At 71.0% G+C, this 26,853-nt stretch carries 24 protein-coding genes; 18 read left to right on the top strand and 6 right to left on the bottom strand.

What is annotated here, in order from left to right:
* Positions 1-97 precede the first annotated feature (97 nt).
* Genes O7631_RS00635 through O7631_RS00625 form a run of 3 tightly spaced genes read right to left on the bottom strand, consistent with a single transcriptional unit; the run spans position 98 to position 3,580 of the window.
* Positions 98-1,504 (bottom strand): metallopeptidase TldD-related protein, encoded by a 1,407-nt coding sequence (locus O7631_RS00635; protein ID WP_278142563.1) that lies wholly within the window; start codon positions 1,502-1,504, stop codon positions 98-100.
* 58 nt (positions 1,505-1,562) lie between these two features.
* A complete protein-coding gene (locus tag O7631_RS00630) occupies positions 1,563-2,999 on the bottom strand; it encodes a TldD/PmbA family protein (protein WP_278142562.1) in 1,437 nt (478 codons plus the stop codon).
* Positions 3,000-3,031: 32 nt separating this feature from the next.
* Positions 3,032-3,580 carry a Uma2 family endonuclease gene (locus O7631_RS00625; RefSeq protein WP_278142561.1) on the bottom strand — a complete coding sequence of 183 codons (549 nt, stop codon included), beginning with the start codon at positions 3,578-3,580 and terminating at the stop codon, positions 3,032-3,034.
* A 277-nt stretch (positions 3,581-3,857) separates the two neighbouring features.
* On the opposite strand from O7631_RS00625, the gene O7631_RS00620 reads away from it, so the two are divergent.
* The 9 genes from O7631_RS00620 to O7631_RS00580 all read left to right on the top strand — a co-directional run bounded on the left by O7631_RS00620 (position 3,858) and on the right by O7631_RS00580 (position 13,348).
* Positions 3,858-4,913, top strand: a complete 1,056-nt coding sequence (locus tag O7631_RS00620) for an ABC transporter ATP-binding protein (RefSeq protein WP_278147806.1) — start codon at positions 3,858-3,860, stop codon at positions 4,911-4,913.
* A complete protein-coding gene (locus O7631_RS00615; protein ID WP_278142560.1) occupies positions 4,910-6,001 on the top strand; it encodes a dipeptide ABC transporter ATP-binding protein in 1,092 nt (363 codons plus the stop codon). The genes O7631_RS00620 and O7631_RS00615 overlap by 4 nt, the downstream gene beginning before the upstream one ends.
* Positions 5,998-7,005: an ABC transporter permease gene (locus tag O7631_RS00610; protein WP_269682429.1), complete on the top strand. Its 1,008-nt coding sequence runs from the start codon at positions 5,998-6,000 to the stop codon at positions 7,003-7,005. Before O7631_RS00615 ends, O7631_RS00610 begins: the two co-directional genes overlap by 4 nt.
* 10 nt (positions 7,006-7,015) lie before the next feature.
* Positions 7,016-8,002 (top strand): ABC transporter permease, encoded by a 987-nt coding sequence (locus O7631_RS00605; protein ID WP_088987719.1) that lies wholly within the window; start codon positions 7,016-7,018, stop codon positions 8,000-8,002.
* A 147-nt stretch (positions 8,003-8,149) separates the two neighbouring features.
* The gene (locus O7631_RS00600; protein WP_278142559.1) at positions 8,150-9,892 is read left to right on the top strand and encodes an ABC transporter substrate-binding protein; all 1,743 of its coding nucleotides are present in this window, start codon (positions 8,150-8,152) and stop codon (positions 9,890-9,892) included.
* Positions 9,893-10,165: 273 nt separating this feature from the next.
* A complete protein-coding gene (locus tag O7631_RS00595; RefSeq protein ID WP_278142558.1) occupies positions 10,166-11,281 on the top strand; it encodes an alpha/beta hydrolase in 1,116 nt (371 codons plus the stop codon).
* Positions 11,282-11,486: 205 nt separating this feature from the next.
* Positions 11,487-12,161, top strand: coding sequence for a uridylate kinase (locus O7631_RS00590; protein ID WP_278142557.1), 675 nt, complete (start codon positions 11,487-11,489; stop codon positions 12,159-12,161).
* A 36-nt stretch (positions 12,162-12,197) separates the two neighbouring features.
* A complete protein-coding gene (locus O7631_RS00585) occupies positions 12,198-12,749 on the top strand; it encodes an ATP-binding protein (RefSeq protein ID WP_278142556.1) in 552 nt (183 codons plus the stop codon).
* Positions 12,750-12,976: 227 nt separating this feature from the next.
* Positions 12,977-13,348, top strand: a complete 372-nt coding sequence (locus O7631_RS00580; RefSeq protein ID WP_278142555.1) for a DUF805 domain-containing protein — start codon at positions 12,977-12,979, stop codon at positions 13,346-13,348.
* A 102-nt stretch (positions 13,349-13,450) separates the two neighbouring features.
* On the opposite strand, the gene O7631_RS00575 is transcribed toward O7631_RS00580, so the two are convergent.
* Positions 13,451-15,595 (bottom strand): prolyl oligopeptidase family serine peptidase, encoded by a 2,145-nt coding sequence (locus O7631_RS00575; protein WP_278142554.1) that lies wholly within the window; start codon positions 15,593-15,595, stop codon positions 13,451-13,453.
* Positions 15,596-15,681: 86 nt separating this feature from the next.
* On the opposite strand from O7631_RS00575, the gene mshB reads away from it, so the two are divergent.
* From mshB to O7631_RS00560, 3 genes are all read left to right on the top strand, one after another.
* Positions 15,682-16,608, top strand: a complete 927-nt coding sequence (gene mshB, locus O7631_RS00570; RefSeq protein WP_278142553.1) for an N-acetyl-1-D-myo-inositol-2-amino-2-deoxy-alpha-D-glucopyranoside deacetylase — start codon at positions 15,682-15,684, stop codon at positions 16,606-16,608.
* A 17-nt stretch (positions 16,609-16,625) separates the two neighbouring features.
* Positions 16,626-17,060 carry a hypothetical protein gene (locus O7631_RS00565; RefSeq protein ID WP_278147805.1) on the top strand — a complete coding sequence of 145 codons (435 nt, stop codon included), beginning with the start codon at positions 16,626-16,628 and terminating at the stop codon, positions 17,058-17,060.
* A gap of 82 nt (positions 17,061-17,142) precedes the next feature.
* Positions 17,143-17,607 carry a hypothetical protein gene (locus O7631_RS00560; protein WP_278142552.1) on the top strand — a complete coding sequence of 155 codons (465 nt, stop codon included), beginning with the start codon at positions 17,143-17,145 and terminating at the stop codon, positions 17,605-17,607.
* Between the two features lie 111 nt (positions 17,608-17,718).
* Here the strand turns inward: O7631_RS00560 and O7631_RS00555 are convergent, their stop codons facing one another.
* On the bottom strand, positions 17,719-18,861 hold the full coding sequence (locus tag O7631_RS00555) for a GNAT family N-acetyltransferase (protein ID WP_278142551.1): 1,143 nt from the start codon (positions 18,859-18,861) through the stop codon (positions 17,719-17,721).
* Positions 18,862-18,939: 78 nt separating this feature from the next.
* Between O7631_RS00555 and fdxA the strand changes: the two genes are divergently transcribed.
* The 5 genes from fdxA to O7631_RS00530 are packed head-to-tail and all read left to right on the top strand — an operon-like array spanning position 18,940 to position 22,719.
* A complete protein-coding gene (gene fdxA / locus O7631_RS00550) occupies positions 18,940-19,266 on the top strand; it encodes a ferredoxin (RefSeq protein ID WP_030490464.1) in 327 nt (108 codons plus the stop codon).
* Positions 19,263-20,369 carry a succinyldiaminopimelate transaminase gene (gene dapC / locus O7631_RS00545; RefSeq protein WP_278147804.1) on the top strand — a complete coding sequence of 369 codons (1,107 nt, stop codon included), beginning with the start codon at positions 19,263-19,265 and terminating at the stop codon, positions 20,367-20,369. Before fdxA ends, dapC begins: the two co-directional genes overlap by 4 nt.
* A 16-nt stretch (positions 20,370-20,385) precedes the next feature.
* Positions 20,386-21,414, top strand: coding sequence for a prephenate dehydrogenase/arogenate dehydrogenase family protein (locus O7631_RS00540; RefSeq protein WP_278142550.1), 1,029 nt, complete (start codon positions 20,386-20,388; stop codon positions 21,412-21,414).
* Positions 21,415-21,424: 10 nt separating this feature from the next.
* Entirely contained in the window at positions 21,425-22,072 is a 648-nt protein-coding gene (locus tag O7631_RS00535; protein WP_278142549.1) for an SIMPL domain-containing protein, read from the top strand.
* A complete protein-coding gene (locus tag O7631_RS00530; RefSeq protein WP_278142548.1) occupies positions 22,072-22,719 on the top strand; it encodes a nucleoside/nucleotide kinase family protein in 648 nt (215 codons plus the stop codon). The genes O7631_RS00535 and O7631_RS00530 overlap by 1 nt, the downstream gene beginning before the upstream one ends.
* 68 nt (positions 22,720-22,787) lie before the next feature.
* Here the strand turns inward: O7631_RS00530 and O7631_RS00525 are convergent, their stop codons facing one another.
* Positions 22,788-23,345 carry a sugar O-acetyltransferase gene (locus O7631_RS00525; protein WP_278142547.1) on the bottom strand — a complete coding sequence of 186 codons (558 nt, stop codon included), beginning with the start codon at positions 23,343-23,345 and terminating at the stop codon, positions 22,788-22,790.
* Between the two features lie 162 nt (positions 23,346-23,507).
* Between O7631_RS00525 and O7631_RS00520 the strand changes: the two genes are divergently transcribed.
* A complete protein-coding gene (locus tag O7631_RS00520) occupies positions 23,508-26,804 on the top strand; it encodes a S8 family serine peptidase (RefSeq protein ID WP_278142545.1) in 3,297 nt (1,098 codons plus the stop codon).
* Positions 26,805-26,853: the final 49 nt, after the last annotated feature.

Genomic DNA, 26,853 nt, shown 5'->3' with positions numbered 1-26,853 from the left:
AGCTAAGTGACACACGTTACGCCGATCTCTGCGGGCCGTCCGCGCAAGGGACCGTCCCGTGTGTCTGGCCTGCGGAAAAGCCGCCTTCTGGATGGCCTCAGCCGGAGGCGCCTCCGGTGAAGTGCCAGGACGCCAGCCGCACCGAGGGCGCCGTCCACCACGCACCGTCCACCCGATCCGGTTGGCGCACCGGCCGCGCACCCAACCCGAGCACCGCCCCCGGCCCGAGCGCCCGGGGGTACGACTCGGTGAACCGCAGGTCACGTACCGCCCGCACGACGGTGCCGTCCTCGATCAACCAGACACCGTTGCGGGTCAACCCGGTGACGACGAGGCTCTTCGGGTCGAGCACCCGCGTGTACCACAAATCGCTGACCAGCAGCCCTCGTTCCACACCGCTGACCAGCGCGGCCGTGTCCGCGTCGACGACCGCCCCGGCCGCCGTGCCGGTGGTGCTCCGGCCGCTGGCGCTGGCCGGCCCCGCGGCCGCGCCGGACAGCCGCATGGTGCGGGCCATCGGACCCCAGGTGGCGCCACCCGCGACTGCGTGCCCGGTGGACTGCGTACCCGCCTGGGCGGCGGTCCGCCGGTCATGCGCCACCGCCCGGGTGACGCCCGCCTCCACCAGTGTCAACGCCCGACGCGCGATGCCCTCCGCGTCGAAGGGCAGGCCCGACGCGCCCAGCGGGTCGTCCACCAGGGTCACCGCCCTGTCGAACTGGGCGACCCCCGGCTCGGCGAACGACTGCCGTTCGGCGTACCGCTTGCCGTTGAAGCCGTACCAGGACAGGTTCTGCAACAGGTCCGCCACGGCCGCCGGCTCGAACACCACCTCGTAGCGCCCCGGCGGCAACTCGACCGGGTCCGCCGCGGCCTGCGCCTTCGCCGCGGCGTGCGCACCCAGCTCCGCACCGTCGAGGTCGGAGAGCCGATCCGCACTGCGCCGGGCCACCCCGTCCGCGCCGTCGCGGCGGGCGATGCCGTCCATCGCCGCCTCCGCCGAGCGGCCGGCCCCGGTGTGCCCGGCCGAGTTCGCGTACGCCGACGAGCGATGCGCGGTACGGCAGTAACCCGCCGTGCTCAAGCCCCCGGCGGCGGCCACGAACGCGCCCACCCGGTCGGCCCGCTGGTCCGGCTCGGCGTACGCGGTCGCCTCGTCCACGGGCGGCGCGTCCGGCACGGGCGTCGGCGCGGTCAGCCCCGGCCAGCCCGGATCAGGTGGGCAGAGCCGCGCCGCGGCCAGGGTCCGCTCCACCAGCGCGCGCAGCCCGTCGGTGGTGACCACGCTGCCACTGCCGGCGGCGGTCCGGCCGTCCACGTGCAGCCGCAGCCGGACCCCGACCGTCGACTCCGCGACGTTCTGGTGGATGGCCGAGTTGGCGAAACGGGTCAGCGCCAGATCCGCCCGCGTCACCACAGCGTCGGCCTGCGCGGCCGGACCGCCGAGCTGGCGGACCAGTTCGATAACCTGCCCCGCCAGCTCCAGCTCGGTAGGCCCACTCACGCTGTGCCGCCTTTCGTTCGCGACTGCGGGGCTCGCAAGAGCGGCTCACTCCTCGCGCTCACGCCGACACCCCCACGCGGACGTTGCGGAACCGGGCCGGCGCGGCCGGGTGGCCGGTGTGGCCGATCTGGCCGGGCTGGCCCTTGCCGCAGTTGGGCGTGCCCCAGGAGATCGTCTCGTTGGAGAGCATGTCCATCGAGCGCCAGAAGAGCGGGCCGATCCCCGTGTACGTGGGGTTGCGCAGCATCCGCCCCCGCCGCCCCTTCTTGATCTCCCAGCCGACCTCGCACCCGAACTGGAAGTTGAGCCGCTTGTCGTCGATCGACCAGGACCGGTTGAGGTCCATCAGAACGCCGTCGTCGGTGGCCGCGATGATCTCCTCCAGGGTGTGCGGGCCGGGTTCCAGGCCGACGTTCGTCATCCGCACCATCGGCAACCGGGCCCACCCGTCGGCCCGTACGCTGCCGCCGTAGTCGAGGCTGGCCATGGCGGCCGAGTCCCGACCGGCGAGCACACCGACCCAGCGCCCGTCGCGGACCGCGTCCCGCTTGACCGCCGGGGAGCCCTCGTCGTCGAACCCGAAGCTGCCCAGGGCACCGGGGATCGTCGGGTCGATGGTGATGTTCATCAGCTCCGAGCCGTAGCGCAGCGAGCCGAGCTGGGCCAGGTCCAGCCAGGACGTGCCGGCGAACGCCGCCTCCCAGCCGAGGATCCGGTCCAGTTCGATGGCGTGCCCGACCGACTCGTGGATCTGCAGGGCCAACTGTTCACCGCCGAGGATCAGATCCGTCTCGCCGGCCGGGCACTGCGGCGCGGTGAGCAGCGCCCGTGACTCGTCGGCGATCTGCGCGGCGTGCGCGGCCAGGTCGAGCGACTCAACCAGCTCCCACCCGGTGGTGCCGTACTGCCCCCGGTAGCTCGGCCAGGACCGGCGCTGCGTCTCGCCGTCACCGATGGAGGTGGCGGAGATGCCCCCACCGCACTCGCGGATCCGCTGGTCGATCCGGTGGCCCTCGCTGGAGACGAACCACTTGGCGGTGTCCCAGATCTGGTACAGGCCCTCGGCGAGATCCGCGCCGTGCTCGACCATCGCGCGGGTCGCGTCGACCAGCAGGTCACCCTTGTCCGACAGAGGCACCCCGAGCGGGTCGATCTGGCAACCGGAGGCCCAGCTCGCGGTGACGGCCTCGGCGGGCACCAGGTCGACCGGCGGGCCGGGCACCCGCGCGCTCGCCATGGCGGTACGCGTAGCGCGCCGGCCGGCGTCGCGGGCGGCGGCGTCGGAAAGATCGGGTACGGCGTAGAAGCCCCAACTCGCTCCGACGAGCGCCCGGACACCGAGCCCGATGCTTTCGTCCTGGGTCAGCTCCTCCACGTCGCCGTTGCGCGCGGTCATCGACTCGTAGCGGCGATGCATCACCCGTGCGTCGGCGTACCGCGCTCCCGCGTCGAGGGCGGCCTGGACGGCGGCGGTGGCCGCGTCGAACTCGGTCATGGACCGACCCTAGGCCAGACGACCGACACCCGTCAGGGGACGAGATCCTCCGGCCGAATCGTGGCCCGCACCGGCTCCGTCAGCTCCAGAACCTCGCCGCGCTTCGTTGATGCCCTCTCCACGTAGTGCCCACCCTGCCGTTGGTAAAGACGCATTGCGCCTGTCCCCTGCTCCACCAGCAGGTACCACTCGATGCCGGCTGCGGCGTAGTAGTGCATCTTGAGGACTTTGTCGGTGGACGCGTTGCTCGGCGAGATGATTTCGCAGACCAGTCGGACGTCAGCCGACTCGATGTTGGGTTCGTCGAGATCGATTGCGTTGGTGACGACAAGATCAGGAATCGGTATTCGACCTGGCCGGAGCCGGACGTTCACCGCCTCCAGCAGCTCAAGGTTGGCTGCCTCTGCGGCTGCTTCCAGGATGTTGCCGAGCTTACGAGAGATGCGTTGATGCCGTGGGGTGGGTCCTGGGGTCACGTGGAGGCTCCAGTCGAAGAGTTCGACGCGATCCTGCGTCTCGCCGAGGGCGAGGAACTCCTCTTCGGTCCACGGACCTTCGTGATCGAACACCGCCGCGGTCATGGGTCACCTCCACCTCGTGCCACGGGCATCCTCTGCTGGCTGCTCTTGTCATGGTCGCACCTGAGGTGCGGTTTCTGCAGGAACAGGCGTCGATGGCGAGGTGGCGGGACTGCGGGGCCGATGCTGACTCGTTACGCTCGGGCCCGCTGACACGTGCCGACTTTGTAGCTTATTTTCACCCTCGGGACTTTATTGTAAGTTCTCTTCGTCACTGAGGGAGGTTGCCGTGGACAGCTCGGATCCGGCGCCGTCCGGGAAGCCGGACGACCATCCCGCCGTGCCGACGCAGCGCGGCACCGAGGACGCCTACCTGCGGGTGCGTGATCTGCGGGTCCGGTTCGACACCGAGGACGGCGTGGTGCGCGCTGTCGACGGGGTGTCGTTCGCCGTCGAGCGGGGCCGCACGCTGGGCATCGTGGGTGAGTCCGGCTCCGGCAAGAGCGTCACCTCGCTGGCCATCCTCGGCCTGCACGATCCCAAACGGGCGACCATCACCGGCGAGATCTCCGTCGGCGGCCGGCAGGTGGTCGGTCTGCCCGACGAGGAGGTACGCCGGCTGCGCGGCCGGGACATGGCGATGATCTTCCAGGATCCGCTGTCGGCGTTGCACCCGTACTACACGGTGGGTCGACAGATCGCCGAGGCGTACCGGGTGCACCACCCGAAGGCCAACCGCCGCGAGGCCCGGCAGCGGGCCGTCGACATGCTGGACCGGGTCGGCATCCCAGAGCCGGCCCGCCGCTTCGATCAGTACCCGCACGAGTTCTCCGGCGGCATGCGGCAACGGGCGATGATCGCGATGTCGCTGGTCAACGACCCGGCACTGCTGATCGCCGACGAGCCGACCACCGCCCTGGACGTCACGGTGCAGGCGCAGATCCTGGACCTGTTGGCCGACCTCCAGGCCGAGTTCCAATCCGCGATCATCCTGATCACCCATGACCTCGGCGTGGTCGGCCAGGTCGCCGACGACGTGCTGGTGATGTACGGCGGTCGCGCCGTCGAGCGGGGCAGCGTCGAGCAGGTGCTCCGTTCGCCGCAGCATCCGTACACCTGGGGGTTGCTCTCCAGCGTGCCGTCGCTGCACGGCGACGCGGACGCCGACCTGGTGCCGATCCCCGGCAACCCGCCGAGCCTGATCAACCTGCCGTCCGGCTGCGCGTTCCACCCGCGTTGCCGGTACGCGGGCCGCGCCGGCAGCCGCTCCCGCACCGACGTGCCCGAGCTGCGGGCGGCCGGGGTCGACGGTCACCTCGTCGCCTGTCATCTGAGCGCCGAGGAGCGCGCCGCGTTCTACACCGAGGACGTCGCTTCCGTGGGGGTGGCCCGATGACCGACGAACCTCTGTTGCGGGTACGCGGCCTGACCAAGCATTTCCCGGTACGCGAGGGGCTGCGCTCCACCGGCCTGGTGCGCGCGGTGGACGGGCTCGACTTCGACGTGCGCCCCGGCGAGACGCTCGGGCTGGTGGGGGAGTCGGGCTGCGGCAAGACCACCACCGGTCGGATGCTGGTGCGGCTGCTGGAGCCGACGAGCGGCAGCATCGAGTTCGCCGGGCGGGACATCACGCACGCCGGCCGCCGGGAGTTGCGTCCGCTGCGTCAGGAACTCCAGATCATCTTTCAGGATCCGTACGCGTCGCTGAACCCCCGGCACACCGTCGGGCGGATCGTGGCGATGCCGTTGCAGGTCAACGGGATCAAGCCGCCGGGTGGGATCAAGGCGCGGGTGCAGGAGTTGCTGGAGCTGGTCGGGTTGAACCCGGAGCACTACAACAGGTACCCGCACGAGTTCTCCGGCGGTCAGCGGCAGCGCATCGGCATCGCCCGGGCGCTGGCCCTGCGGCCCAAGCTGATCGTCGCGGACGAGCCGGTGAGCGCGCTGGACGTCTCGATCCAGGCGCAGGTCGTCAACCTGCTGCGTGACCTGCAACGGGAGCTCGGTCTGGCGTTCGTGTTCATCGCGCACGACCTGGCCGTGGTCCGGCACTTCTGCCAGCGGGTCGCCGTGATGTACCTGGGCCGGATCGTGGAGATCGGCGATCGGGAGGACATCTACGAGCGCCCGCAGCACCCGTACACCCGGGCCCTGCTCTCGGCGATTCCGGACGTCACCCAGCTCGGCCCGGCGGGCCGCATCCGGCTGACCGGAGACGTGCCCACGCCGCTCGACCCGCCGTCGGGCTGCCGGTTCCGTACCCGGTGCTGGAAGGCGCAGGACGTCTGCGCGACCGAGGAGCCGGCGCTGGTGCCGCGGGACGGCGGCAACCAGGCCACCGCGTGTCACTTCCCCGAAGGGGAATCAGTTGGCACGAGCCCCGAAGGGGAAGCGGCCAGCCCGAGCCCCGAAGGGGAAGCGGCCAGCATGAGCCCGGAGTCAGCCGAGGTGGCTGCGCAGGTCGACGAGGAGGTGTCGTCGTGAGCCTCTCCCCGGTGGAGGGTGTGGCGCTGGCTGAGATCGAGTCCGGCACCGACGCGGGCGGGCCCGCCGCGAAGGGCGTCGTCGGTCGCTCGCCCGGTCAGCTCGCGTGGATGCGGCTGCGCCGTGACCGTACGGCGGTGGTCAGCGGCGTACTCCTGGTGTTCTTCATGGTGTTGGGTCTGTCCGCCCCGCTGATCGAGATGGTCTACGGGATCGGGCCGCGGGAGCAGTTCCAGAACCTGCTGGACGGCTTCGGCATGCCACTGGGCTACGCCGGTGGGGTCACCGGGGAGCACTGGTTCGGTCTGGAGCCGGGGCTGGGCCGGGACATCTTCATCCGGCTGATCTACGGGTTGCGGACGTCGCTGTTCATCGCGTTCGCGGCAGCCCTGATCACGGCGACGATCGGGGTCGTGCTGGGTGCGCTCGCCGGCTACCTCGGTGGCTGGCTCGACGCGGTGATCAACTGGATCACCGACCTGACGCTGGCCATGCCGTTCCTGATCATCGCGTTGGCGCTCACTCCCACCATCACGTTGCGCTTCTACGGTGAGCGGGGTCAGGTGTCGTCCGCCTTCGGGGTGGGCGTGCTGATCGGCGTCTTCGCGATCTTCGGCTGGACCAGCACCGCCCGCCTGGTACGGGGGCAGGTGATCGCGCTGCGCGAGCGGGAGTTCGTGGAGGCGGCCAAGGCCAGCGGCGCTGGGCTGGGGCACATGCTCTTCCGGCAACTGCTGCCGAACATCTGGGCGCCGATCCTGGTGTCGTTCTCCCTGGCGGTACCGCAGTTCATCACCAGCGAGGCAGCGCTCTCGTTCATCGGCGTCGGCCTCAGCGACGAGACGCCGAGCTTCGGCCGGATGATCTACCGCAGTCTGGACTTCCTCCAGACCGACCCGGCGTACGTCTTCTTCCCGGGCATCACGATCTTCGCGTTGGTGTTCGCCTTCAACCTCTTCGGCGACGCGTTGCGGGACGCGCTCGACCCGAAGTCGTCCCGGTAGGGGGTACCCCATGGCGCGATTTCTGATCAAGCGACTCTTCTCCGCCGCGCTGACCCTGTTCGCGGTGAGTGTGCTGACCTTCCTGATGTTCTTCGCCCTGCCGCGCGACCCGGTCAGCAGCATCTGCTCGAAGAACTGCAACCCGGAGCGGTTGGAGCGGGTCCGCGACGACCTGGGCCTGAACGACCCGCTGATCAGCCAGTACGCCGGTTACATGAAGGGCATCGTGACCGGTCGTGACCTGGGTAGCGCCCAGGGTGGCCGCTGCGACGCGCCCTGCCTGGGCTGGTCGTACGTCACCAACGAGGCCGTCTCGGACACCATCGCCCGGGTGCTGCCGGTGACGCTGAGCATCGTGATCCCGGCGGCGATCCTGTGGTTGCTGCTCGGCGTCGGTCTCGGCATGGTGTCCGCGCTGCGGCGGGGCACGTGGCTGGACCGGGCCGCCATCGGCTTCTCGCTGACCGGCGCCTCGTTGCAGCTCTACTTCGTGGGCGCGGTGCTGCTGCTGGTGTTCGTCTACAACCTGCGGTGGCTGCCGGTGCCCAGCTACACCTCCCTCTTCGACAACCCGGCGAAGTGGGCCAGCGGGCTGGTGCTCGCCTGGGTGGCGCTGGCCTTCCTCTTCTCGGCCATCTATGCCCGGTTGTCGCGGGCGCAGATGTTGGAGACGCTCTCCGAGGACTTCGTCCGGACCGCGCGGGCCAAGGGCCTGGCCAAACCGAAGGTGTACGGGCGACACGCGCTGCGCGCGGCGATCACCCCGGTGGTGACCATCGCGGGGCTGGACGTGGGCGGAGCGCTGGGCGGCACGGTGATCACCGAGACGACGTTCGGCATCCAGGGGTTGGGGCGTACGGCGGTGGACGCGGTGCGCTCGGGTGACCTGCCCACCATCATGGCCACCGTGTTGATCGCGGCGGTCTTCGTGGTCCTGGCGAACGTGCTGGTGGACCTGCTCTACGCGACCATCGACCCCCGGGTGCGGCTGCGTTGACCGGCTGCTCGGCGGCCACCGTGTCCGATGGCGAAACTTATCGACAACTGTTACACAACTCGTAGGTTTTCTTCCTTACGATCCTCGGGACGTCGGCGGTTCTCGCCCCGACGAATCCGCACGGCACATGGCTGAAGGAGGTACTTCATGCGACCACGCGTGGCGGTTGCCGCAGGCGGCGCGATCGCTCTGGTTGTGGCATTGGGTGCGTGCTCGAAGAACACGGGCGAGGGCACGACGGTGGACACCGACCGGAAGCAGACCGGGGTCATCGCGACCGACCCCAAGGACTCGCAGGGGCCGGCGGCCGAGGTGAGCGGCGCCGCGAAGGGCGGCATCTTCTCCGTCATCCGGGAGTCGCCGATCTCCCACCTCGACCCACAGCGGACGTACTCGTTCGCCGGTCTGATGGCCAACCCGCTCTGGTCCCGCTACCTGACCACCTGGAAGGACGACGGCAAGGGCGGCCTGGTCCTGGTCGGTGACCTGGCCGAGACTCCGGGCAAGAACGTCAACAACGACTGCAAGGTCTGGGAGTTCACCGTCAAGGACGGGGTGAAGTTCGAGGACGGCCGGCCGATCACCTCCAAGGAGATCGCGTACGGCATCGCACGCTCCTTCGACCCCGACCTGTCCGGCGGCCCGACCTACATCCAGGAGTGGCTGGCCGACACCGCGCAGTTCGACACCAAGTGGGACTTCAAGAAGAACAAGACGTCGCTGCCTCCGGGCCTGAGCACGCCGGACGCCAAGACGCTGCGCTTCGAGTTCGCCAAACCCCGCTGCGACCTGCCGTTCGCCGCCTCGCTGCCGACCACCGCGCCGCTGCCCGCCGACAAGGACACCGGCATCGACGTGGACAAGCAGCCGTTCTCGTCCGGCCCGTACAAGGTCGCCAAGAACCAGGTCGGCGTCCAGCTCACCCTGGACCGCAACCCCAACTGGGATCCCAACACCGACCCGGTGCGGCACCAGTACCCGGACCAGTTCGTCTGGACCTTCGGCCCGACCGCGGACGCCGCCAACAACCGGGTGATCGCCGACAACGGCGCCGACCAGAGCGCGCTCGCCTTCAACACCGTGCCCGCCTCGCTGGTCGCCAAGGTGGCCGGTGATGCCGCGCTGAAGTCCCGGACGCTTCTCTCGCCGACGCCGAGCGCCAACCAGCTCGTCATCAACAACCAGCGGGTCACCGACCTGAAGGTCCGTCAGGCGCTCAACTACGCCATCGACCGCGAAGGCATGATCAAGGCGCTCGGTGGTCAGACCGTCGCCGCGCCGCTGACCACGCTGATGCCGTCGGCCACGATCGGCTACAAGGCGTACGAGGCGTACCCGGCGGGTGCCAACGGCAACGTCGACAAGGCCAAGGAACTGCTCGGCGGAAAGACGCCGGAGCTGGTCCTCGGCGTGGCCGACAACTCCACCGAGCAGCAGCAGGGCGCGCAGCTGAAGGCCAACCTGGAACGGGCCGGCTTCAAGATCACGCTGCGGAACATCTCCGACGACGCCAAACTCGACGAGATCAAGAAGAAGAACAACCCCTGGGATCTGTACATCGGCAACTGGGCGGCGGACTGGCCCAGCGGGGCGTCGATCCTGCCGGTGCTCTACGACGGCCGCACCATCAAGGCCGAGGGCAACAGCAACCAGTCCTACTTCAACGACCCGGCCATCAACGCCGAGATGGACCGCATCCTGGCGCTCGCCCCGGCCGACCAGGGCCCGGAGTGGGCGAAGCTCGACGAGCGGATCATGAAGGAGCACGCTCCGGTGGTGCCGCTCTACGTCGACGTGGCCTACAACGTGCACGGGTCCAAGGCCGGCGGAGTCTTCATCTCCAGTGTCTTCGGCTACCCGTCGTTCGTGAACGCGCACGTCAAGCCGTAGTCACACCGCAGGCAGGCCGGGCCCCCTTCCGACAGCGTCGTCGGGAGGGGGCCCTTGCCGTCCGTCCTCCGAGCCCCCGGCGCGCCGACAGCCACCGTCGAGCGCCGTCAGCAGAGGCAGATGCCACCGAAATCGGGGCGATACGCTGGCGCGCGGTGTTCACGGCCGGCAAGCGTGACTCGATCGGGAGCGGTTGTTCGGTTCAGCCGCACGTGACCCCGCCATCGTCGGAGCCGCCATCACCGGATCTCACGCCGTCGACGAAGGCGACCGGTGGTCGGACGGCAGCGTCGTCGGGACGGGACCCTGGCCGACTCCGCCTTTCTGCCGGAACATTCGTCCAAGCCAGTGGTACCGCAAGGCAGCGACAGTGACTTCATGACGGCATCGCCAGCCCCTGGCAAAGAGCAGTTCGACGAGGTCGACCCGCGCGCGTCCGGCCAACAACCGCGTCGAAGTCGTGCCCGCCGGCGGCGCGTCATCGCCTCGACGACGCTGCTCACGATCGTCGGACTGCTCCTGGCCAACGCGGCATCGGTGAACTGGCAGTCCGCCCCTGCCACCGGAGACTCGATCCTGCATCTCGACGGCGGCGACATCAACGTCAGCCAGGACGGACCCCCCGATGCCCCGGTACTCGTGCTGATCCATGGGCTCGGTGCCTCGACCGAGTGGTGGAAGTCGATAGTTCCGACGCTGGCAACGTCCCATCGTGTCATCCGAATCGACCTGCTCGGACATGGACGGTCCGCGAAACCGACCGGCGGCGGCTATGACGTCCCGCGGCAAGGCCGCCGAGTCGGGCAGGCACTGGACCAACTCGGCATCGCACAGGCGATCGTGATCGGCCATTCCACCGGCGGGTACGTCGCCACCGCGCTCGCCGAACACCGCGGCGACCTGGTGACCGCGCTGGCGCTCATCAACACGGGACCGCGCCTGGACGCCTTCATCTCGGACGGGCCGGTGGGCAAGCTCGTCTTCGTTCCCGTGCTGGGTCACCTCCTGTGGCGGCTTCGGACCGACGGGATTCTGCGCCGGGGCCTGAGCACCGCGTTCGCGCCAGGCTTCCACGTCCCGCAGCAGCTCCTGGACGACACGCGGGGCATGACCTACCACTCGCTCACGGCGACATCGCGGGCGTCCGACGACTACCTGACCCAGCGACAACTTCCGGACCGGCTCGCGATTCTCGGCAAGCCACTGCTGGTCATCTTCGGTGAGCGCGACCAGAGGTGGCGATCCTCATCGGCGGCCGAGTACCGCCGCGTTGCTGGTGCGACAGTCGAATTGATGCCCGGTGTCGGTCACTCGCCCATGCTCGAAGATCCTGCGCAGACGGCCGGGCTTCTCCTCGACTTCTTCGATTCCGTGTCGGGCGGTCGGTGAGTCGAACGAGAAAAGCGACAATGTGCCGCCGTGCGGAGGGCCCTGGTGTTCGTGGATCCATGCGATCGTCCGCGCGCATATTCAGGTGTCGGACGACCGGATCGGTCCACGTCGTTCGTATCCGTCAGGGACCCGGCGCGAAAGGCTGGTGCGCATAGGGTCATCCCGACACGGTGACATCCGCGAGACCAGGACGGGGGAGGACATGCGCCACGGCACCCGGAACGAGATGCTCGCTCGTCTGGTTGAGGCGGTCGGGTCTGTCACTCTTGCCCACCCGGTACGGGTTGCCGTCGACGGCCCGCCCGCCGCCGGCAAGACGACCCTCGCCGACGAGCTGGCCGTCGTCCTGCGCGAACGCGGCCGCGACGTCGTCCGCGCGACGATCGACGACTTCCTCGTTCCACGGGCGCGGCGGTATCCGCGCGGCGAGTACTCGGCCGAAGGCTGCTACTACGACGCACACGACTACGGCGCGTTGAACCGGGTTCTGCTGGATCCGCTCGGCCCCGGCGGAGACCGGCGCTTCCAGACCGCGGTCTACGACAGCACCGCGGACGCCGTGCTGTCCCCGCCGACCATGACCGCTCCCGCCGACGCCGTGCTGGTGTTCGACGGCGTCTTCCTCCTGCGCCCGGAACTTCTCGACCGGTGGGACCTACGCGTCTTCGTGTCTACCGCGCCCGAGAAGACCGTGGATCGTGCCCTGGTCAGAGAGCGGCAGGTGTCATCCCGCGCCGACGTCGAGCGACGCTGGCGTGAGCGTTACCTCCCCTCCCAACAGCTCTACCGCGACAGGGTGCGGCCGACCGATCACGCCGACGTCGTCGTGCACAATGACGAGCCCCAGCAGCCGGTCTGGGAGAGCCGCACACGTTGAGGTGGGTAACACTGTTCTGTCGGTTCGGAGGCGGGGATGACCACACTGTTCCTGACGGTGGGGCTTCCGTGCACCGGGAAGACCACTGCTGCTCGGCGTATCGAAGTCGAGCGGAAGGCTCTTCGTCTGACGAAGGACGAGTGGGTGAAGGCTCTCTACGGGCCGGAGAATCCGCCGTTGGCTCAGGACGTGATCGAAGGACGGCTCATCGAGATCGGGCTGCGGTCCCTGGAACTCGGCACCAACGTCGTGATCGACTACGGCCTGTGGAGTCGGGACGAGCGCACTGCGTTGCGGCAGGCAGCAGCGGACGTCGGCGCGACGGTGGAGTTGCACTACTTCGCACTCACCCCGACCGAGCAGCGCAGACGGCTCGATCAGCGCCAAGCGGAAGCGCCGCACACGACGTGGCCGATGTCCGACGACGAACTCGCCGAGTGGGCTGCGAACTTCGAGGTCCCGACGCCGGGCGAACTCGACGGCACCGCACCCATCGACGCACCGCCGGCTGGATTCGCGAGCTGGAACGAGTGGCGTACGCAGCGCTGGCCGCCGTCGGTCCCCGACCAGGGCACCAGCGGTCTGTGACCGGAGGTGCGTCCGGTGCCGGGCAGCGACTCGACTCGTCGGCGCTTTCGTCTCGTCGCCGTACCCGGTGGCAGCCTCGCCGGTTGGTGACGCTTGCCTCATCGGTCGGTCCCGATGGGCGCTGCGGCTACCGCACCTCGGCTGTTCGCCCGTTGACCTCGCCACATCGAACTGTTTGGCTGCCTCCGCGATGACCTTGAAAACCTCTCAATCGAACGGGGATAGCCATGTCCTTCATTGACGCAGTCAAGTCGGTTCTCAGTAAGTACGTCGGCTTCACGGGCCGCGCCCGCCGGTCCGAGTACTGGTGGTTCGCCTTGTTCACAATCCTGGTCAGCATCGTCGCGTCCATCCTGGATGGTGCGCTGGGACTGGACTTCGAGGGCTCCACCACCGGTTTGATCGGCCTCGTCGCCTCCCTGGCGCTGCTGCTGCCTTCGCTGGCGGTCGGGGTGCGACGCCTGCACGACACCGACCGCACGGGATGGTGGTTGCTGATCGCGCTGGTGCCGCTCGTGGGCTTCATCGTCCTCATCGTGTTCTTCGTGTTGGACAGCACGCCGGGCACGAACCGTTTCGGCCCCAACCCGAAGGGCTGAGCGCCGACAACACGTTCCAGGAGTGGGCAGGCCGGCCCCCTTCCGACAGTGTTGTCGGCAAGGGGGCCGCGTCCCGGGGATCGGATTGAGGCCGCATCCCGGCTACAGCAGATGGGTCCGCAGGAAGTCCAGTTCCAACGGGAGCAGGCGCTCGGCGGTGCCGTTCGCGGCCATGTGCGTCGCGCCGGTCAGCGGCAGCACGGCGTGCGGGCGGCCGGTGCTCAGCAGCGCAGCCGACAGCCGGAGCGTGTGCGCGGCCACCACGTTGTCGTCGGCCAGACCGTGCACCAGCAGCAACGGGCGGGCCTGGTCCGGGGTGGTGACCGGCTCGGCGGCCAACTCGACGAGCGAATGGTGCGCGTAGACGTCCGTGCCGTCCTCCGGCAACCCCAGATAACGCTCGGTGTACGCGGTGTCGTACAGCGCCCAGTCGGTCACCGGCGCACCGGCGATGCCGCACCTGAACAGCTCCGGGTGACGCAGCACCGCCAACCCGGCCAGCCACCCCCCGAACGACCAGCCGCGCACCCCCACCCGGCTCAGATCCAGGTCGGGATGCTTGCCGGCCAGCGCCGTCAACGCGTCGATCTGGTCGGTGAGGATCACGTCGGCCACCCGGCGGTGGATCGCCTTCTCGAACGAGGGGGCCACTCCCGGCGTACCCCGGTTGTCGATGGTGACCACCGCGAACCCGGCGTCGGCCCACCACTGCCGCTCCAACCACGCGGCCCGCGCCGCCACGACCTCCTGGTGCCCCGGCCCGCCGTAGATGTCCAGCAGCACCGGCAACCGTCGACCCGTCACGTGGTTGTCCGGGTAGAGCACCGCCGCCGGCAACCGCCGGTCGGTCACCCGGTCCAGCAGCGGCAGCGGCGAATACGGCGGGTTGGCGGCGAACGACCGCAGCTCGGCCAGCTCCTGGTCGCCGCGGCGCACGGTCCACCGCACCCCGGCGTGATCCAGCGACGCGACACCCACCGCCAGCACGTCCCCGCCCACCGCGGCGGTGTACCAGCCGGAGTCGGTGGTGAGTCGCCGCGCGTCCACCCCACCGCCGATGGTGGTGCGGATCCGGAAGAGGTGCCGCTCGCTCGGCTCGCCGTCGCTCGCCTCGACCAGCAGGTCGGCCGGCCCGGAGGCGGCCGGCAGCCGACCCACCACCCGGCGTACGTACAGCGACGGAGGGGTGAGCAGGGTGCCGTCGGCGAACAGGCACCTCGCGTCGTACCCGTCGTGGGCCAGCTCCCCGCCGACCAGCACGCGGCCGTCCGGGAGGTGCGCCGGGGTGCCGGCGATCGGCTCGACCCAACGCGGGTCGGCCAGTTCCGCGTGCACCTGCGTCTCACCGGTGCGGGGGTCCACCGCCAGCACCAGCCCGTGCTGCTGCGACCGGCGCAGCACGGTGATCAACGGGCTGCCCTCGGCCCAGCTGACCCCGGTCAGGTACGGGTAGGTCTCCCGGTCCCAGTGCACGTCCACCCAGCCGTCGTCCAGGTCGAGCAGGTGCAGGCTGACCTCGGCGTTCGGCCCACCAGCCCGGGGGTACGCGACGGCGGTCGGCGGGCTGGCCGGCTGGGCCGGGTCGTGCAGGTGCCACCGTTCCAGGCGGGACTCGTCGACGCGGGCGGCGAGCACCATCCGGCCGTCCGGAGCCCACCAGTAGCCCCGGTACCGACCGAACTCCTCAGCCGCGATGTGTTCGGCCAATCCCCAACTCACACCGGCGTCCTCGCCCGCCAGCAGGGTGTCGGTGCCGTCCGCCTCGATCACCCGCAGCTCGCCCCGGCGCACACCTTCGGCCGCGTCGGTCACGTACGCCAGCCGCTGCCCGGTCGGGTCCGGACGCGGGTCCAGCACCGGACCGACGGCCGCCACCTCCACCACGTCGCCGTGCACCAGATCTGCCCGGAACAACCGCCCGGCCAGCGCGAACACCGCGACCCGACCGGCGGCGTCCAGCGCGTACGAGCCGATGCCGGCGGCGCTGAGCCGCAGCCGCTCCCGCAGCGCGCGTTCACCGGGGGAGAGGGACCTGACGTCCCCGTCCTCGCCGAGCAGTGTTGCCGGATCGGCGACCAGGCGCTCCTCGGCGGTGGCGACGTCCAGCAGCCAGAGCGCGTCCGCCGGGTCCTCCGGACCGGCGGAGCGCAGGAAGATCACCCGGGAGCCGTCCTCGGCCACGGAGACAGCGCGTGGCGCGCCGTGGCTGAACCGGTGGGTGCGGGCGGCCAGCTCCGGAAAGTCCACACGCCAAATCGTAGAGCCGGACCGGAGGTGATGTGGCCGACCTGGGCGGACGCGTCGACGTCGGCCGGGGGGAACCGCCGGTTAGAGTGACCGTCGTGACGATGTTGCCCGACCGCCGCCTGCTGCTGGTCCACGCGCACCCCGACGACGAGTCGATCGGCACCGGCTCGACGATGGCCCACTACGCCGCGCAGGGCGCGCACGTCACGCTGGTGACCTGCACCCTCGGCGAGGAGGGCGAGGTGCACGTCCCGGCGCTGTCCCAGCTCGTCGCCGCCGAAGCCGACCAGCTCGGCGGGTACCGGATCGCCGAACTGGCCGCCGCGTGCGCCGCGCTCGGCGTCAGCGACCACCGCTTCCTCGGCGGCGCCGGCCGCTACCGCGACTCGGGCATGATGGGGCTCGCCACCAACGAGCACCCCCGCGCGTTCTGGCAGGCCGACCTCGACGAGGCCGCCGGGCACCTGGTCGAGATCATGCGGGAGGTACGCCCGCAGGTGCTCGTCACGTACGACCCGAACGGCTTCTACGGCCACCCCGACCACATCAAGGCGCACCGGGTGGCGATGCGCGCCGTCGAGTTGGCCGCCGCCGAGGGCTGCGCCCCGCTCAAGGTCTACTGGACGGCGATGCCGCTCAGCGTGCTGGAGGCCGGGATGACGCAGTTCGCGGAATCCTCCGACAACCCGTTCGGCGGGATCGAGGACATCGCCGACCTGCCCTTCGGCACCCCGGACGCCGACATCGCCGCCCAGATCGACGGCACCGACCAGCACCTGGCCAAGGAAGCCGCGATGCGGGCGCACGCCACGCAGATCCCGGCCAACTCCTGGCTCTACTCGATCGCCGGCAACTTCGGCGGCGAGTTCATGGGTGTGGAGTACTTCACCCTCGCCGTGGGCGAGAAGGGCCCGGGCGCCGGGCCGTACGGCTGGGAGGACGACCTCTTCGCCGGGCTGCCCGAGGAGACCGCCCCGGACCGTTCGCCGGTCGCGGCGGCCGGTCTCCGGTGACCTCGCCCGCCGCGTCGATGACGGTCGTGGACGACCAGACCGCCCCGCCGCCGGCGGGGCCGCCGCCCCGCCTGCTGGACCTCGGCGTACGGGTGGCCGGCGCGATCGTCGTGGTGGTCGCCGGGGTGGTGACCGGGGTGCTGGAGTTACTGCTGGCCACGGTCCGCGTCGGCGGGTACCTGATCGGTGTCTCGGCACTCATCGCCGTCGGCGCCAACATCGTGCTGAGCTGGTTCGCGTACGAGGCGGTCGGCCGCAGGTGGGCGGTGGCGTTGCCGGCGGTGCCCTGGTTCGCGTTGATGGCGGTGGCCGCGGTCCGGACCAGCGAGGGTGACCTGCTGCTGGCCGGAGACAACTGGGTCGGCCTGGCGATGATCGTGGCCGGCGCGATGACCTTTGCGGTGATGGGTTTCCGGCAGATCCTCGCCCCGACACACACGCTCCGAGGCTGATGACGTCACCCAGGTAGGGGTGGTAGATATTCCTGCCAGAGATGGGGGCCCCGCGACGGGGCGTACGGCGGGAGGTCCGGCGATGGACAAGCGGTGGCGTGACCTCGGGGTGCTCGTTGCGGCCCTGTTCGCGGTGAACGTGATCGCTCGGCTGATCATCCGGTTCGGCTTCGAGGGTGACGACACCGCCGCCGACCGGGTGTCGTTGGCGATGTTCGCGGTGATCGGGCTGATCCTGGCGGTGGTCGCCTTCCGTTGGGGTCGTCGTCGACCGCTGGCGGGTTGGGCGGCAGACATGGCCCTCGTGGTGCCGGTGGCGATGGTGCTGACCGTGCTGGTCGGGCCCCTGCTGATCGGTCACAACCCCTTCGCCGGCGGCGCGCCGACGTTCTTCGCCCAGATCTGGCTCTACCTGCTCGCCACCGGCGCCGGGTTGCTGGTCGGCTACCTGGTGCTCACCGCGCTCGGGCGCGACTACCGCTCGCAGCAGCTCAAGCGGTACGCCGAGGTGACGGCCGCCAAGCCCCGCCGGGTCGTCCGCCGCTGACCCGACAGCGTCGTACCGCTTGATCCACTCCAGTGCGCCGGTGTGGCGGTATCGGGCGCCTGGGAAGCCCCCACGTCGGCGATGTGGAGTGGATCAAGGGGGTGGATCGGCTCAGTGTGGGGCGACCCGGGTCAGGTAGGTGTGGTGGGTGGTGAAGCCGAGCCGCCGGTAGAGCGTGACCGCCGCCGTGTTGTGCTGTTCGACCTGGAGGAACGCGTGCGTCGCTCCGGACGACACGCCCCAGGCGGTCAGTTCGTGGATGACCTGACGGGCCAGCCCTTGCCGGCGGGCGTCGGGCAGCACCTCGATGAGGCTGAGGCCCAACCAGCGCCCCTGGCCGGTCACCGTGCCCCGGCCGACAGCCACCAGCGCGCCGTCGGCGTACACGTGGGCGAAGCGGACCTGGTCCACGGCGGTGAGCACGTGCCGCGCGGCCTCCGGCAGGCCGCCCTTGCGTCCGGCGGCGACGGCCAGCCACCGTTCGCTCGGAGCGGTGGCCAGCTCGACGACCGCGCCGCGCCACGCACCGGCGGCACCGGCGGACGCCCCGCCGGCGGCGTCGGCGGACACCGCGCCGGCGACGTCGGTGCCCAGCTCGCCGGCGGCGTCGGTGCCCGGCTGGATGGCGTCGACGGCCGGCTCGGTTACCGCGCCGCGCCGCGCACCGGCGACGTCGGACGTGGCACTGACGGCGTCCCCCTGGCGCGGGGCCGGCCGGCCCTCGGCCGGCAGGGGGAGTGGGGCGGTCTGCACAAGTGTCGGCGGTCGGGCGGTCCAGCCGCGGGCGTCCAGTTCCGTGCCGACCGGTGCGGCGAGCGGCAGCGGCGTGTTGATCATCGCGGGCTGGCCCTGCTCGGCGTACCAGCGCTCGACAGCGTCCACTGCGGCGGGCAGCGGGCGGTCCGGGTCGCCGATCGGTAGCGCGGAGTTGGCCCGCCCGGTCCAGCCGTCCGCCGACCGGAGCAGCCAGTCGCCCAGCCGGCCGCGCGTCGGCGCCGGCCAGGCTTCGTCGGCGGCCCGCTCCAGCGCCACCACGGCCGCCGCGGTCGGTCGCCGGGTCGCCGGCACGCGTTTGGCGCGGTGCACCTGTGCCACCGGTACCCGTAGCGGCCCTTTCGCGGTGGCCAGCGTGAGATGAGTCTCGCTCAGCTCCACCAGCTCGCCGAGGGCATCCGAGAAGAGCGGGCGGCCTTCGCGAATCCCCACAATCCGGCGGACCACGATTCGGTGTCCCACATCCTGCTGTCGGAGCACGATCGACCCCCTCCCCGGCGAGATACTAGGCTCTTACCGTCGCGGGAGATCGCGACGTGTCTGCGGAGGAGAAGACCGGTGACCTACATCATCGCCGAGCCGTGCGTGGATGTGCTCGACAAGGCATGCATCGAGGAGTGCCCGGTCGACTGCATTTACGAGGGCAACCGGATGCTCTACATCCACCCCGACGAGTGCGTCGACTGTGGTGCCTGTGAGCCCGTCTGCCCGGTGGAGGCGATCTTCTACGAGGACGACGTCCCGGAGCAGTGGAAGGACTACACCGGCGCCAACTACGAGTTCTTCGAGGACCTGGGCTCGCCCGGTGGCGCCTCGAAGGTCGGCAAGGTGGAGAAGGACGCCACCTTCGTCGCCGCGCAGCCGCCGCGCGGCGAGGGCCACTGAACCGGCCCGCGCCGGTCTCGTCGCGGCTGCCCGAGTTCACCTGGGACACCCTGGACGCCGCGGCCACCCTGGCCGCGGCGCATCCGGAGGGCCTGATCAACCTCTCCATGGGTACGCCGGTCGACCCGGTGCCCGAGGTGATCCGTCAGGCCCTGGCTGACGCGTCCGACGCTCCCGGTTACCCGCTGACCGCCGGTACGCCGGCGTTGCGGGCCGCGATCGCGGCGTGGGTGTCAAGGGCCTGTGGCGCAGGTGTCGACGGTCTCGGAGTGCTGCCGACGATCGGCTCCAAGGAGCTGGTCGCGTGGCTGCCTACCCTGCTCGGCATCGGCCCGGGTGACGTGGTGGTGGTGCCGTCGATCGCATACCCCACGTACGAGGACGGTGCCCGGCTGGCCGGTGCCACGGTCGTGCGCGCCGACTCGCTCACCTCGGTCGGGCCGACCTCGCGGGTCCGGTTGGTCTGGGTCAACTCGCCCGGCAACCCGACCGGGCGGGTGCTGCCCGCCGCGCACCTGCGCAAGGTGGTCGACTGGGCCCGGGAGCGCGGCGCGGTGGTCGCCAGCGACGAGTGCTACCTGCCTCTGGGCTGGTCGACGGAGCCGGTCTCCGTGCTGTCCCCGCAGGTCAGCGGCGGCAGCTACGACGGGGTGCTGGCCCTGCACTCGCTGTCCAAGCGGTCCAACCTGGCGGGCTACCGGGCCGGTTTCGTCGCCGGTGACCCGGCGCTCGTCGCCGAGCTGCTCAAGGTGCGCAAGCACGCGGGCATGATCGTGCCCGCGCCCGTGCAGGCGGCGATGGTTGCCGCGCTGGACGACGAGCGACACGCCGAGGAGCAGCGGGAGCGCTACCGCGCCCGGCGTGAGGTGCTCCGGGCGGCGTTCACCGAGGCCGGGTTCACCGTCGAGCACTCCGAGGCGGGTCTCTACCTGTGGCTCACCCGCGGTGAGGACTGCTGGGAGACAGTCGACTGGCTGGCCCGGCGGGGCATCCTGGTGGCCGCCGGCGTCTTCTACGGCCCCTCCGCCGGGCAGTACGTCCGGGTCGCGCTGACCGAGTCCGACGAGCACGTCGCGGCGGTCGCCGGCCGGCTGCGGGCCTGACCCCGGGCGCCCGGCGATGACCGACGGCACGACCGGGCGGTACGCCGGGGTGCGCGCGGCCGTGATCGGCACCGGCCTGATCGGCGGCTCCGTGCTGCTGCGCCTGGCCGAGGCCGGCCTGGACGTCGTCGGATGGGATCCGGACCCGGCCACCCGCGAACGGGCCCAACTCCGGGGCGTGGTCGCCCCGGCCACTGTCGAGCAGGCCGTGGCCGGTCGGGACGTGGTCTTCCTCTGCGGTCCGCTGCCCACGCTCGCGCACACCCTGGCCCGGGTGGCCGAGCTGACCGCGCCCGGCTGTGTGCTCACCGACGTGGGCAGCACCAAGGTCGAGGTGGCCGAGGCGGCCGATCGACTCGGGCTCGCCGACCGGTTCGTACCCGGGCACCCGATGGCCGGCGCGGAGTCCGCCGGCCTGACCGCCGCCTCGCCGACGCTGCTGACCGGTGCCGCCTGGGTGCTCTGCCCGACGCCGGGCACAGCGACGGCGGCCTTCCGCTGGCTGACCGGGCTGCTGGTGGAGGTGTTCGCCGCCCGCGTCGTACCGATGGCGGCGCCGGCGCACGACTCGGCGGCGGCGCTCGCCTCGCACGTCCCCCACCTGCTGGCCGGTGCGCTGGCCGGTGCGACGCAGCGGGCGCCGCTGCGCGACGCCGTGCTGACGCTGGCCGCCGGCAGTTTCTCCGACGGCACACGGGTGGCCGGCACACCGGCCGAGCGGACCGCGAACATGCTGCTCGGCAACCGTGACCGGGTCCTGCACGAGTTGGACGAGGTCCGCGCCTTCCTGGACGGGCTGGCCGCCGCCCTGCGGGCCGACGACGCACCGGCGCTGGTCGCCCGGTACGCGGAGGCCAGGGCTGCCCGCTGCGCGTTGGCGGACCGGCGATTCACCGGTGAGACCCGGGAGTTCCCGGTCGCCGGCGACGGTGCCGCCGAGGTGGCCTGGTTGCGCGGATTGGGTGACGTCGGCGGGCACCTGACCGGGTGTCAGGTCGGCTCCGGGGCGGTTTCCTACACTGCGCGGCTTCCGGTGGCTGACTAGGCTGAGGGGCATGGCGACGGACGGTCCGGTGGTGCAGGTGCGCGGCGAGGCGTACCGGGAAGTGCCGCCCGAGCTGGCCCGGTTCGCGGTCACCGCGACAGCGCGCGACCGGGACCGGGAGGCGACGCTGACCCGGTTGGCCGAGCGGGCTGCCGCCGTCCGGGTGCTGCTCGACGGTTCCGGGCCCACTGTGGCTCGGCGGGAGACCGGCGACCTGCGGGTGCGGCCGGAGACCCGGCGTTCGGGCGAGCGGGTGGTCGCGTGGCACGGCAGCGTGACGACCACCGTCACCGTCACCGACTTCACCGCTCTGGGTGAGTTGATGCTCCGGTTGGCCGACCAGGACCAGGTCGAGGTGGCCGGGCCCTGGTGGGAGCTTCGCCCGGACAGCCCCGCGCACCGGGAGGCCCGACACGCCGCGATCGGCGACGCGCTGCTGCGCGCCCGGGAGTACGCGGAGGCGCTCGGTGCCCGGGTCACCGCACTGATCGAGCTGGCCGACGCCGGCCCGGCCGACCGACCGATGTTCGCCCGCGCGGCGTTCGCCGGTGGTGGCGCGGGTGGTGGTGCGCCGGAGCTTGAGCTGGACCCGCAGCCGCAGACGGTGCAGGCGGCGGTGCAGGCGCGGTTCACCATCACCGACCCGGTCCTCGACTGATGCCACCGGCCCAGGTGCTGTCCGTCGAAGAGTTGGTCGAACGGGCGCTGGTGTTGGCCGAGGCCGGGCCTCGACAGCTGCTCGGCATCGCCGGTGCGCCGGGCGCCGGGAAGTCCACGCTGGCCGAGTTGATCGTCGCCGAGGTCGGGCCGGCCGCCCGGCTGGTGCCGATGGACGGGTTCCACCTGGCCCAGTCGCAACTGGTCCGGCTGGGCCGCGCGGACCGTAAGGGCGCGGCGGACACCTTCGACGCCAACGGGTACGTCTCGATGCTGCGCCGGTTGCGTCGCCTGGAGCCGACCTCGGTCTACGCCCCGGAGTTCCGGCGGGAGCTGGAGGAGCCGGTCGCCGGGGCGATCGAGGTGCAGCCGTCGGTGCGACTGGTGGTGACCGAGGGCAATTATCTGCTGCTGCACGACGACCCGTGGTGGGAGATCCCGCCGCTGTTGCACGAGACGTGGTTCCTGGACCTGGACGCGGAGATCCGCCACCGGCGCCTGACCGCCCGGCACGAGGCGTTCGGGCGGTCGCCGGAGCAGGCCCGCGAGTGGGCGTTGGGCAGTGACGAGGCCAACGCGGCCCTGATCACCCCCACCGCCGAGCGGGCTGACCTGGTGGTCCGCCTTCCCGAGCCGCCGGCGGTCTGACCGGCTCGTCGACAGCGGCGAGCGTGAGTGCCACCGACGGCTGACCGTTCCGTCGAGGGTGGCGAGCGTCAGTCCAGCTCTCGGACCGGTCGGGCCGGGTTGCCGACGGCGACCACGTTGGGCGGCAGGTCCCGGGTGACCACAGCGCCCGCGCCGACCACCGTGTTCGCGCCGATGGTCACGCCGGCGAGCACGATGGCACCGCCGCCGAGCCACACGTTGTCCTCAATGGTGATCGGCTTGGCGGCTTCCCACTTGTCGCGGCGCGGACCGGGCTCCACCGGATGTGTCGGGGTCAGGAGCTGAACGTTCGGTCCGATCTGGACGTCGGCGCCGATGATGATCGGCGCGACGTCGAGGAAGACCGCCTGGTAGTTGACGAAGCTGCGTGGCCCGATCCGGATCTGCCAGCCGTAGTCGCAGTGGAACGGCGGGCGGATCCAGGTGCCCTCGCCCAGTTCGCCGAGGAGGGCGCGGAGCGCGTCGAGGCGGGCCTGCGGATCGGCGGCGGCGCTGGTGTTGAAGCGTTCCATCAGCAGGGCGGCACGGTCCAGGTCGGCGATGATCTCGGGATCGTCGGCGAGGTACGGCTCACCGGCGAGCATGCGGTCCTTCATGGAGGTCACCCGGTCGATGATGCCTGCCATCCCACTCAGGGGTTGGCAGGTCCGTCATATTTTCGACCCCTTTTCTGCATACCGGGTATGCAATACTGACTCCGGTCTATGGAACCCCGTCATCGGTATCGACGCTCCACCGAGGAGGATCCGTTGCATCGACGCAGAAAAATGACCACAGCCGTCACCGCGGTCGCAGCCCTCGTCCTGGGCACTCCAGCGCACGCCGTGGCCAGCCCACCCACCAGCACCGCACCCGACGCCGCCCCGCGTGCCGCGGCCGGCGTCTCCACCACGAAGACCGTCACCCTGCTCACGGGTGACCAGGTCACCGTCACCGCGTCCGGGTCGGCCGCCGTCCGACCGGGCCCGGGCCGGGCTCATCTGCGATTCGTCACCACCCGTGACCGCGGTCAGGTCACCGTGCTGCCGCAGGACGCCGTGCCGCTCGTCCGGTCCGGTCGGGTCGACCGGCGACTGTTCAATGTGACCGGCCTGATCGCCGCCGGTTACGACGACGCCCGGCGGGACAACCTCCCGGTGCTGGTCGCAGGCGGCGCGGGCGCTCGGCAGCGGGCCACCGCGCCCACCGGGCTGACCGTCACCGCGCAGCTGCCCGCGATCGGCGGGGTCGCCGCGCAGGCGGACAAGAAGCAGGTCTCGACGGTCTGGGCAGCGCTCACCGGCGCGAACGCCCGGGTCGGCACGGCGGGGGGTGCCGACCGAATCTGGCTCGACGGTCGCCGACACGTCACGCTGGACCACAGCGTGCCGCAGATCGGCGCGCCGGCCGCGCACCAGGCAGGCTTCACCGGTCAGGGGGTACGCGTCGCGGTGCTGGACACCGGCATCGACGCCGACCACCCCGACCTGGCGGGCCGGGTCGCCGAATCGCACAACTTCACCGAGGCCACCGACGCCGGTGACACAGTGGGCCACGGCACCCACGTCGCCTCGATCATCGCCGGCAGTGGTGCCGCCTCGGGCGGCAAGTACCGGGGCGTCGCACCGGACGCCACGCTGCTCAACGGCAAGGTCTGTGAGGACTTCGGCTGCCCGGACTCGGCGATCCTGGCCGGCATGCAGTGGGCCGCCGTCGACCAGGACGCCGACGTGATCAACATGAGTCTGGGCGGTACGGACACGCCCGACGTCGACCCGCTGGAGGCGGCCGTCGAGTCCTTGACCGCGCAGACCGGCGCGCTCTTCGTGATCTCCTCCGGCAACGACGGCACCGACGGTTCGGTCAGTTCCCCGAGCACGGCTGACGCCGCGCTGTCGGTGGGCGCGGTGGACCGGGACGACGCCCTGGCCGACTTCTCCAGCCGAGGCCCCCGGGTGGGCGACGGCGGGCTGAAGCCGGACCTGACGGCTCCCGGCGTCGACATCGTCGCCGCCCGGGGCGAGGGAACGCTGCTCGGCGACCCGGTGGGCGACTCCTACGTCAGCCTCTCCGGCACCTCGATGGCCGCACCGCACGTCACCGGCGCGGTGGCGCTGATCGCCCAGCAGCACAGCGGCTGGGCGGCGGCCCAGCTCAAGGCGACACTGATGGCGTCGGCGAAGCCGCACCCGGAGCAGACCTCCTTCCAGCAGGGTGCCGGCCGGGTCGACGTGGCCCGGGCGATCACCCAGCGGGTGGTCAGCGACCCGGTCAGCGTCGGCTTCGGGCAACCGGCCTGGCCGCACGACGACGACACCCCGGTCACCCGGACCGTCGACTGGCGCAACGACGGGCCGGACCCGATCACCCTGGACCTCACCCTCGAGGTGACCGGCCCGGAGGGCCAGCCGGCACCGGCCGGCCTGTTCACCCTGGCGGCGGCCCAGGTCACCGTGCCCGCAGGCGGCACCGCCGGCACCACTGTCACCGCGGACACCCGGATCGGCACCGACGGCTACTGGACCGGGCGGATCGTGGCCCGCTCCGGGGAGACCGTGGCGGTCACCCCGATCGGCGTCAACCGGGAGGTGGAGAGCTACCAGGTCACGGTGCGCCACCTGAATTCCACGGGAGCGCCCGCGACCGACCACATCACCACGTTGATCGACCTGGACACCTTCAGGTCCTACGACCTGTACGACCCGGACGGCACCGCCGACGTCCGGTTGCCCAAGGGCCGTTACGGGCTCGTCAGCATCCTCTTCTTCGAGGACGGGGCCACCCAGTTCGCCCAACCGGAGCTGGTAGTGGACAGCGACACCGCGGTGACCGTCGACAACCGGAAGGCCCGACCGGTGCGTACGACGGTCCCGGAGCCCTCGGCCACGCCGGCGCTCGTGGACATCGGGGCGCTGTTCCTCGAGGGCGACAACGCCGCCGGGTTCGGCCTGCTCTCGTTCGACTTCACCGGGTTGGCCACGGGGCACCTCGGCCGGGCGGTGTCCGGCAAACGGTTCGTCTCGACGATCAGCAGCCAGTGGGCGACAGCGGAGTTGGACAACAGCCCCTTCCTGTACGCGCTCGCCGAGACGATTCCCGGTCGGATGCCGACGGGCTTCGACAAGACCTACCGGAGCAGGGACCTGGCGAGCGTCACCCACCAGTTCCGGGGCGGCTATCCGGGCCTGGTGGCCGAGCGGGTGGTGTTCCCCCATCTCGAACCCGACCTGGGTGGCTGGGCGGTCGGCCTGCCCACCACGGTGCCGGGGCAGCGGGTCGAGCACTACAGCACCAACGCGGTGCGGTGGAACTCGGAGCTGATGTTCGGGGCCGTCACCGAGGAGGGGTGGCTCGACCTGAAGGTGGATCTGGCCTCCGACACGAAGGCGTACCAGCCCGGGCGGCACACCAGGGAGAGCTGGAACAGCGCGCCGTACGGGCCGTCCTTCCCGGCGCCGCGCTGGCCCGGTCAGAGCGTCAGTCGACTCGGTGACGAGATCCAGGTGGGAGTTCCTCTGCACGGCGACGCCGAGGGGCACGCCGGATTCTCGGTCACCGACGAGGGCCGAACTGCCCTCTACCGCGACGGCAAGCTGGTCGGTGAGTCGGCGGAGTCGGGATTCGCGCAGTTCACGGTGCCGCCCGGCAACGCCAACTACCGGTTGGAGGTGTCGGCCAAGCGGAGCTTCACCGACCTCAGCACCGAGGTCAGCACGGCGTGGACGTTCCGTTCCCGGCGCGTCGGCGGGGACGACTACCGTCTACTGCCGGTGTCGGCCATCCGGTTCACGCCACCGCTGAGCGTGGACAACGCGGCTCCCGCCGGACAGAGTCTGGTCATCCCGGTGCAGGTGCAGCGTCAGCCCGGTGCTGCCGGGTCGCGCGTGACCAAGCTGACCGTGGACGTCTCCTATGACGGAGGTAAGACCTGGCAGTCCGCCCGGGTGCGGCACGGCGGGCACGGTTGGACGGCGACTGTCCGGCATCCCGCCGGGCCCGGCTATGCGTCCCTGCGGGCCACCGCGAAGGACGCCGCCGGAAACACGGTGACCGGAAAGATCATCCAGGCGTACCGGTTGCGCTGAGGCGTACCCCCGACGGGTCCGTGGCCGAGTGCCGCGGACCCGGCGGGGA

This window comes from Micromonospora sp. WMMD967 (genome assembly GCF_029626165.1).
Classification (GTDB): domain Bacteria; phylum Actinomycetota; class Actinomycetes; order Mycobacteriales; family Micromonosporaceae; genus Micromonospora; species Micromonospora taraxaci.
The sequence above is the reverse complement of the archived record's forward strand: the minus strand, read 5'-3'. Positions and strand labels throughout refer to the sequence as shown.